Origin of the sequence: Armatimonas sp. (assembly GCF_043760365.1) — a bacterium.
In the GTDB taxonomy this organism is placed as follows: domain Bacteria; phylum Armatimonadota; class Armatimonadia; order Armatimonadales; family Armatimonadaceae; genus Armatimonas.
Genome location: NZ_JAYUPA010000968.1, coordinates 1 through 7,856 on the forward strand (window position 1 = coordinate 1; position 7,856 = coordinate 7,856).

A 7,856-nucleotide genomic window follows, 5' to 3' on the forward strand; every position below is an offset into this window, starting at 1 on the left:
AATGGTCTCGTTGGCCTCTTTGTTCATGCCGTAGGCCAGCGCCGCCGCCGTGGGCTCGTTGATAATGCGCAGCACTTTCATGCCCGCAATCTCGCCCGCACTCTTAGTCGCCTGGCGCTGGGCATCGTTGAAGTACGCGGGAACGGTGATCACCGCCGCCGTCACGGGTTCGCCTAAGTACGCCTCGGCATCGGCCTTAAGCTTCTGCAGAATCTTCGCCGAGATCTCCTCGGGGGAGTAGCCCTTGCCATCAATCGTGGTGCGGTGGCTGGTGCCCATGTGCCGCTTGATCGAGACAATCGTGCGATCCGGGTTCACGACCGACTGCCGCTTGGCCGGAACCCCAACAAGCTGGTCGCCGGTCTTGTTGAAGCCGACAATGGAGGGCGTGGTGCGTGCGCCTTCCGAGTTCACGATAACGGTGGGCTCGCCACCCTCCATCACTGCCACAACCGAGTTCGTGGTCCCCAGGTCTATACCAACTGTTTTTGCCATAGTGTTTTAAGTTCCTCTGAGAAGAAGTATTGCCAGGAGCGTTATATCACTTGAGTGTTATGATGTCAAGTGTCTTCCGAAAACAAAGACGGAATATGCGTGATAAAAGTTCCAAAGCTCACGCGATATAATCCTAGCGATACAATCCTAACTTAGGAGTGCTGACGATAGGAGAGCTGATGATGAGTGGACAGGTGCAACCAAAAGAAAAAGAACTGGCCCCGCCGATCTTCCTCTTCGGCGAGTACGAGCTACGTCTGCCCGCAGGCTTTGATCCCACCAACCGCGAACAGTTTTTTCAGGTCTGCCAGACAAACCGCCCACTCGGGCTGGAGCGAAACTCTGAAGGGAGACTCTGTGTCACCATGCCCACCGGAGGTCGAACGGGAAATCGTAACTCGGAGCTGAACTATCAGCTCATGGCCTGGAGTCGCCAGAGCTGCTTGGGCTACGTCTTTGACTCTAATACAGGCTTTGAGCTTCCCAATGGCGCGATGCGTGCCCCCGATGCGGCCTGGGTGAGCAGGGGCCGCCTCGACACCATCCCTGAGGCACAGCGGGAGAAATTCCTCCCCATCGCCCCTGAGTTTGTTATCGAGCTCCGCTCCGACAGCGACCGCCTCCCGCCTCTGAAAACCAAGATGCAGGAGTACCTCACCGCGGGTGTGTCGCTTGCTCTGCTTCTCGACCCAGCGAGCCAAAAAGTCTATATCTATCGTCCCGGTGCGGCGATGGTAGAACTGGACAACCCCGCAACACTGGATTGCTCCCCCGAGCTTCCTGGTTTCGTTTTAGAACTTGAGCCTATCTTTAATCCCCAAATCTAGCCTTGCTCGAAGGGCTCGCCGAGGTGGGCGGGGGGCTTGACTCTGGCACCGCGAATCGCGAGGGCGAGCAGCGTCAGAACATAGGGAAGAGCGAGGAAAATCGGGTAGGGGATGTGGAGCTTGCCGTCTGCCTGGAGCCTTGTCTGCCAGACATCGGCGGCGGCGAAGAGGAGCGCGGCTGTGAGAACACCCAGCGGATTCCAGCGCCCGAAGACAATCACGGCCAGTGCGATAAAGCCACGCCCGCCGGTCATCTCCTCGGTGAAGGTGTTGGCGATCCCAATGGAGAGCGATGCGCCCCCCATACCACAGAGTGCGCCGCTCACCAGAACAGTGAGTGTCCGTAGCCGATTCACAAAGACACCCGCTGCCGCGACGGCCTCGGGTTTCTCGCCTGCGGAGCGCACCATGACCCCGAGCCGCGTTCGGTAGAGCAGCCACTGCGCCACGGGGATCAGAAACAAGCCCAGCAATGTAAGGGCATTGATCGCCGTTGAGCCATCGCCAAAGAGCACGGGGAGCGTCTTGACCTCGCCGGATATTTTCAGAGCCCGGTAGAAGACCCCGGTTGCACCAAGCGCGAGAAAGTTGATCGTCGTGCCAACAATCACCTGGTCGCGCTTCAGACCAATGGCAAAGACGGCGAAAATCCCCGCCATCGCCATCGCTGCTACTGCCGCTACCAACACACCCAGATAAGGTTGGCCCGTCGCCGCCGAGACGAGAACCGCCACCAGTGCTCCGACTAGAAGCAAACCCTCTAGCCCTATATTGATAACGCCTGCACGCTCCGCAAAGACCGCCCCAAGTGCGGCGAGTAGCACCGGGGTTGCGAAAGTGAGGGTTTGTAGAAGAAAGGGGATCATGGGAGCCTTCCGTTTTTCGCCCCCATGAACGGGGGCGTCTTATTGTCGCTGCGCGACACGAAGGCCGTTCCGGCCATGGGCGCTTGCGCCCTTTGTGTCCGAGGCACGAGGACAATAAGACGCCCCCGTTCATGGGGGCGAAAAACGAGGCGAAAAACGCTCACTTTCCACGCTCCTTGAGCCAGCCGTAGGTAAGCACAGTGAGCAGTGTGACGGCCTGGAGCACTTGAATCACCACCGACGATACCCCGGCACTCTGCACCTCAGTCGCGCCTGCCGTGAGAGCGCCAAAGAAGAGCGCGGTGAGAACTGTCCAGAGCGGCGAGAGGTTGGCAAGCAAGGCGACGGCAATGGCGGTGTAGCCGTAGCCTTTGGAGTACGGGTCGGCCAGAAAGTACGTCACGCCGCAGATCTGGATCGCACCCGCCAGCCCGGAGAGTGCCCCTGAGAGCAAAAACGTCCCCCAGGTTGTTTTTGCGACCGAGATTCCCGCCGCTTCTGCGGCTTCCGCTCCCGCTCCCACAGCACGCAGGGCAAACCCTGAGGCAGTCTTAGAAAGATAGGCCCAGACGACAACGGCGAGAAAGAGCGCTATGAGGAAGCCCTGGTGAAGCTGCGTTCCAGGCCACAGAAACGCCAGTCGGCTGGAGATGGCGAGCTTATCGGACTGTGGGTACTGCTTTACGGCCTCTTGTAGTGGGCCGCGCACCATCCAGGCCACGAGCTGGATCGCGACAAAGTTGAGCAACAGGGTCGAGAGCACTTCTTGTACGCCGCGCCAGAGCTTCAGCGCCGCTGCCAGCCCCGCCCAGAGCGCACCACCCAGTGCCCCCGCGAGTAAGGCCAGCGGTAGCAGAACGGGAGGGGGAAGTTTCTGTGTGCCAGCCCAGATCGCAAAGACTGCTCCCAGAAGAAACTGCCCCTCCGCTCCAATATTAAAGAGCTTGCCTTTAAATGTCAGCCCGACCCCGAGCCCGGTGAGCAAGAGTGGCGTCGTCTGGATCAGCGTATTGGCGACGCTATCTTTCGAGCCAAATGCGCCTCGCAGCAGCGCCGCAGCCACAGCAATTGGTGAGGCTTTGGCCGCCAGAATAACAGCGGCGAGCAGCAGCAAGCCTCCTAAAACACAGGCAATAAGCTTCACGACGCCGTGCCCCCCATCAAGCGACCCAGCTCCTCACGTGGGGTTTCGGGGGCGACAATGCTCATGAGCTTACCCTCAAAGAGTACCGCCACCCGGTTCGAAAGCGTGAGTACTTCATCCAGCTCCGTGGAGATCAGCACGATCGCCGCACCTGCTGCCTGCGCCTCGCGAAGAGCTGTATGCACATACGAAATCGCTCCGACATCCAGGCCGCGCGTTGGGTTAACGGCGATCACTACTTTGGGCTCGCCCGCCAGCGCCCGTGCGATCACCACTTTTTGCTGGTTCCCCCCCGAGAGGCTACTCGCCTTAGCTGTCGGTCCCTCGGCGCGGATATCAAAACGCTCAATAAGCTGCTCGGTGCGCGTATGAAGTGCTTTTGCATCCAGAAACACGCTCTTGCGAAACGCCGGGCTGTCCTGCACGCCCAGCGTTAAGTTCTCCGTAATCGTCATCGAGAGCGCCAGCCCTCGTTTCTGGCGATCCGCCGGGATCACGCCGATCTGCGCCTCACGTACGGCTTTGGGCGTGGGTTTGAGGGGCGTCTCCCCGACACGAATCTCCCCACTCTCTGGCCTGTGCATCCCCGAGAGGCAGTCCGCGAGCTCGGTCTGGCCGTTGCCATCCACTCCTGCGAAGCCCAGAATCTCACCGGGCGCGACGGTGAAGGAGATGTTTTCGAGCTTACCGAGAGTGAGGTTTTGGATGGTGAGTACCTCTCCCCCTGCCCCCTCTCCCGGGCGCTCATTCTTCGCTGGGAAAGGGGTTGGGGAGAGATCGCTTCCCACCATCGCTTCAGCAAGCATCCCTGCATCGCACTCCGTGGTGACTAATCTTGCTACCACTTTGCCACGTCGTAACACCGTGACCCGTTCAGACAGAGCTAGGACTTCGTCGAGCTTGTGGGAGATAAAGACAATTCCCTTGCCCTGGGCGGCGAGCTGGCGGAGCGTGGCAAAAAGCTCTGGGGTCTCGGTGGGGGTGAGAACGGCGGTGGGCTCGTCGAAGATCAGAATCTTGGTCTGGCCGCGCAGGGCTTTTAATATCTCAATGCGCTGCTGTGTCCCCACCGGCAGGCTCCCCGCGAGCGCGTCCCAGGGAAGCCTCCAGCCAAGGCTCTTGGCGAGGGCTTGCGCCTCGGCGAGCACGCTTTTCATAGGCCAGGAGAGCGGCCCCCCCTTGGCTTTGTCGGCAGAAAGAAGTAGGTTCTCGGCGACGGAGAGCGGAGGGACGAGCAAAAAATGCTGATGCACCATGCCAATCCCCTGCGCGGTAGCATCGGCGGGGGAGGCAAAGCGCACGGGCTGGCCCTCCAGCAAAAGCTCCCCCGCGCTCGGGCGCAGGAGCCCCGAGAGGACATTCATGAGCGTGGACTTGCCCGCGCCGTTCTCCCCCAGTACGGCGTGGATCTCCCCGGCACGCAGGTCAAAGTTTACCGTGTCGAGCGCGGTAAAGCTTCCAAAGCGGCGCGTCAGCTCGCGAGCTTCCAGCACTCTACGGCGTGACCTTGCCCGCCACCAAGTCGGCTTCGGCGGCGGCGATCTTGGCCTTGAGCGCGTCGGGGACTTTTCCGGCGAACTTGTCGTTGTAGTGCAGCCCGACCACTTTGTCTTTCAAGCCATAACGATAGACCTCGGGGCCTTCCATGCTTGTCGGTACTTTGCCCTCTTTCACGGCTTTCGCGACGAGCAAGTACGCGGCCTGTGCATCCACCAAAAACGAGCCGAGATTTTTGGGTGTCGCTAAGTCATCTTGCGGGGCGTTGGCTCCGATAAACATTGCATCGGCTTTATCGGTGACGGCTTGCGCGACACCTTGTCCGGCGGCGTTGGCGTTGTGGTGGAGCACGTCCACGCCGCTATCGAGCAGCGCTTGTGCTTGTTGCTTGGCTTTGGCAATATCATCGCCGCTGCCGGTGAAGACGATCTTGACTTCGGCATCGGCTCTTGCAGCTTTCACGCCCTTCTCAAACGACGCGAACGCCTCTTTTACAATCGGGATCTCGCTGCCGCCCACGCAGGCGACTTTCCCGGTCTTGGTCATTCCGCCCGCCAGCATCCCCGCAAGATAAGTGGCCTCGCCCGCCTGAAACTGAATGGGCGTGAGATTCGCACCCGTGGAGCGGCCCCCAACCACCACGAAATACGTCTTGGGGAACTCCTTGGCCACGGTCGCGGCGGCATCGTCGTACTCCGAGGCGTGGAAGAAGATCAGATTGCAGCCCTTCTTGGCAAGATCACGCGCCGCGCCCGCGACATTGGCTTGGCCCGGGTCCTCAATGGCAGGAACTGTCTCGGTGCCCGAAATCTCCCCCTTGATCTTCTCAACACTATCGCTGGCGAGCTGGCTCCAGCCCTTGTCGTTGATCTTGCCCGGGGTGATCAGCCCAATCTTCAGCGCCTCGATCGCCTCGCTGCCCGTTGAGGAGGCTGCTGTAGATGCAGGAGTGCTTGCCGTATCTTTAGCAGGCTCTTTCTGGGCACAGCCTGTGAAGAGAAGTCCGAGAGTCAGAAAAGCGCAGAAGCGCCGTCGGGAAGAGATCATAGGGGCAAACTCCAATGTAAATGTGATTGGTTCAGGATACCTTAACTACCCAGCACGTTCAAGAGTTCCCCGGAGACTGTTTTGGTCGTAATAAATGAGGGAACCTGCCAGACCACGTTGATACTCTTGCTGAAGAAGAGGTCTAAAGAGAAAATGATGGAGAGATCAACGATTATCCAAAAATGCAAGCGGCTTCGCTTGTGCTTGGCACTGGCAGTGTTCAGTTGCCTTGTGGGGTGCGGGGGGAGCGCTGTGGAGGCTGACTTGTTGCAACCGCGCGTTCTGGCGGCGACATTTCCCCGACAGCTTGCTTTAGCGCGTGCTAACTGGGCGGCGAAGGGGCTATCCTCCTATAGGTTCACGGTTCAAGTGCGCTGCTTCTGCCTCGAAGAGAACACCCGCCCGGTGACGATCACCGTGCGCGAGGGGGCAACAGATGCCCCCTCGCGTTTAAGCGCTTTTGCCACCATTGAGAAAGTCTTTGAGACGCTCGAAGCGGCCAACACGAGCAAGGCAAATGCGCTGGAGGTCAACTTCACCGCCGACGGCTGGCCGAGTACGAGCTCTGTTGATCCCCGTGCGGACACCAGCGACGATGAGTACGATCTCACGATCTCCGAGGTGAGGCCGCTGTGAATCGGTACAATTGAAGGTAAAGCCGTGGGTTGCAGTCTGAGAAGGCGTGATGCGAACAACGAATTTTCTCCTTGGGCTGGCCGTGCTGGCTGGGTGTGGTGGGAGCTCCTCGCTGACAGGCTTTGACGAAGAGCTGGCTCAGGCAAGAGCCAATTGGGCGGCGCGGAACCTGCGCTCCTACTCGTTCACGGTGAGTAAAAGCTGTTTCTGTCCGGAGGAGTACACGCGCCCGGCGACGATCACTGTGCGCGATGGGGTTGCCACAGGTGCACCGGCGCATCTGATGGCCTATAGCACAATTGAGAAAGTGCTCGATGCCGTGGAAGCGGCGCATAAGAGCAAACCTGACGCCTTCGAGGTGAATTTTACCCCTGCCGGTTGGCCGAGCACACTCTCTGTGGATCCCAGCGCTGCACTTGCGGATGAAGAGTACTATCTCACGATCAGCAACCTCATGTCGCTCTAGAGATCGACACCTAATTTCTCTCCCAGAGTGATGATCTCCCGAATGCTTCGGTGCGCCTCAAGGGGATGGCGTAGCCGAACCTCTACGTTGATCTCGTATCGGTTGCGGCGTCCATCACGATGACGCACTAAGGCGCCTCCTTCTTCCAGCTCCGTGACGATGCGCTGCACGGCGCGCTCAGTGATGCCAACTCGCACGGCCACGTCACGGAGCCGCGTCGTACTGTCCTGCGCGAGGCAGATCAGCACATGAGAGTGATTCGTTAAAAAAGTCCAGCTCGTCTCGCCTGCCATAGTTACGAGACATTATATCTTAGTCGTGAAAAAAATATTACGAAAATATTGTCGCGTATTTAATTTCGTGTTATTGTGGTCTATGGAGGTTTGTGATGAACAAGCAAGTAGTGGCCTGTGCAAGTGGTGATGGGATCGGCCCTGAGATAATGACGGCAGTGCAGCGGGTGCTGGAAGCGGCAGGAGCACCGCTGGAGTGGCGCTACGTTGAGCTGGGACAGCTGGCGTATGAGAATGGCAATAGCTCAGGCATCACGCCCGAGGCATGGGAGGCCATTCGTGCGACCAAAGTGCTGCTTAAAGCGCCTCTGACAACCCCACAGGGCGGTGGCTACAAGAGCGTGAATGTGACACTGCGCAAGTCGCTGGGGCTCTATGCCAATGTCCGGCCCTGCGTTGCCTATGCTCCCTTTGTGACTACCAAGCACCCGAAGCTCGATATGGTCATTATTCGTGAGAACGAAGAAGACCTCTACGCTGGGATTGAGCATAGGCAAACCGATGACGTGGTGCAGTGCCTCAAGCTGATTAGCCGCCCTGGCTGTGAGAAGATTGTTCGTTACGCCTTTGAGTACGCCCGAAAGA

The 7,856-nt window shown here is 59.0% G+C and carries 10 protein-coding genes; 4 read left to right on the forward strand and 6 right to left on the reverse strand.

Going from position 1 to position 7,856, the window contains the following annotated elements:
• On the reverse strand, nt 1-495 hold a 495-nt coding region (locus ACH2EH_RS24535; protein WP_395145975.1), incomplete at its 3' end, for an Hsp70 family protein.
• Between the two features lie 158 nt (nt 496-653).
• On the opposite strand from ACH2EH_RS24535, the gene ACH2EH_RS24540 reads away from it, so the two are divergent.
• Entirely contained in the window at nt 654-1,322 is a 669-nt protein-coding gene (locus ACH2EH_RS24540; protein ID WP_395145976.1) for a Uma2 family endonuclease, read from the forward strand.
• Here the strand turns inward: ACH2EH_RS24540 and ACH2EH_RS24545 are convergent.
• From ACH2EH_RS24545 to ACH2EH_RS24560, 4 genes are all read right to left on the reverse strand, one after another.
• A complete protein-coding gene (locus ACH2EH_RS24545; protein WP_395145977.1) occupies nt 1,319-2,188 on the reverse strand; it encodes an ABC transporter permease in 870 nt (289 codons plus the stop codon). The genes ACH2EH_RS24540 and ACH2EH_RS24545 overlap by 4 nt on opposite strands.
• A gap of 160 nt (nt 2,189-2,348) precedes the next feature.
• Complete coding sequence (locus ACH2EH_RS24550) at nt 2,349-3,332, reverse strand: ABC transporter permease (RefSeq protein WP_395145978.1); 984 nt, start codon at nt 3,330-3,332, stop codon at nt 2,349-2,351.
• Complete coding sequence (locus tag ACH2EH_RS24555; RefSeq protein ID WP_395145979.1) at nt 3,329-4,825, reverse strand: ABC transporter ATP-binding protein; 1,497 nt, start codon at nt 4,823-4,825, stop codon at nt 3,329-3,331. The genes ACH2EH_RS24550 and ACH2EH_RS24555 overlap by 4 nt, the downstream gene beginning before the upstream one ends.
• A gap of 1 nt (nt 4,826) precedes the next feature.
• On the reverse strand, nt 4,827-5,876 hold the full coding sequence (locus ACH2EH_RS24560) for a BMP family protein (protein ID WP_395145980.1): 1,050 nt from the start codon (nt 5,874-5,876) through the stop codon (nt 4,827-4,829).
• 153 nt (nt 5,877-6,029) lie between these two features.
• Here ACH2EH_RS24560 and ACH2EH_RS24565 point away from each other — a divergent pair, with 153 nt between their 5' ends.
• Together ACH2EH_RS24565 and ACH2EH_RS24570 are read left to right on the forward strand one after the other, a co-directional pair.
• Nucleotides 6,030-6,512 carry a DUF6174 domain-containing protein gene (locus tag ACH2EH_RS24565; protein WP_395145981.1) on the forward strand — a complete coding sequence of 161 codons (483 nt, stop codon included), beginning with the start codon at nt 6,030-6,032 and terminating at the stop codon, nt 6,510-6,512.
• Nucleotides 6,513-6,561: 49 nt separating this feature from the next.
• Complete coding sequence (locus ACH2EH_RS24570) at nt 6,562-6,978, forward strand: DUF6174 domain-containing protein (protein ID WP_395145982.1); 417 nt, start codon at nt 6,562-6,564, stop codon at nt 6,976-6,978.
• Here the strand turns inward: ACH2EH_RS24570 and ACH2EH_RS24575 are convergent.
• Nucleotides 6,975-7,271 (reverse strand): winged helix-turn-helix transcriptional regulator, encoded by a 297-nt coding sequence (locus ACH2EH_RS24575; RefSeq protein WP_395145983.1) that lies wholly within the window; start codon nt 7,269-7,271, stop codon nt 6,975-6,977. The genes ACH2EH_RS24570 and ACH2EH_RS24575 overlap by 4 nt on opposite strands.
• A 95-nt stretch (nt 7,272-7,366) precedes the next feature.
• Here ACH2EH_RS24575 and ACH2EH_RS24580 point away from each other — a divergent pair.
• The coding region (locus ACH2EH_RS24580) for an isocitrate/isopropylmalate family dehydrogenase (RefSeq protein WP_395145984.1) at nt 7,367-7,856 on the forward strand (490 nt) is incomplete at its 3' end.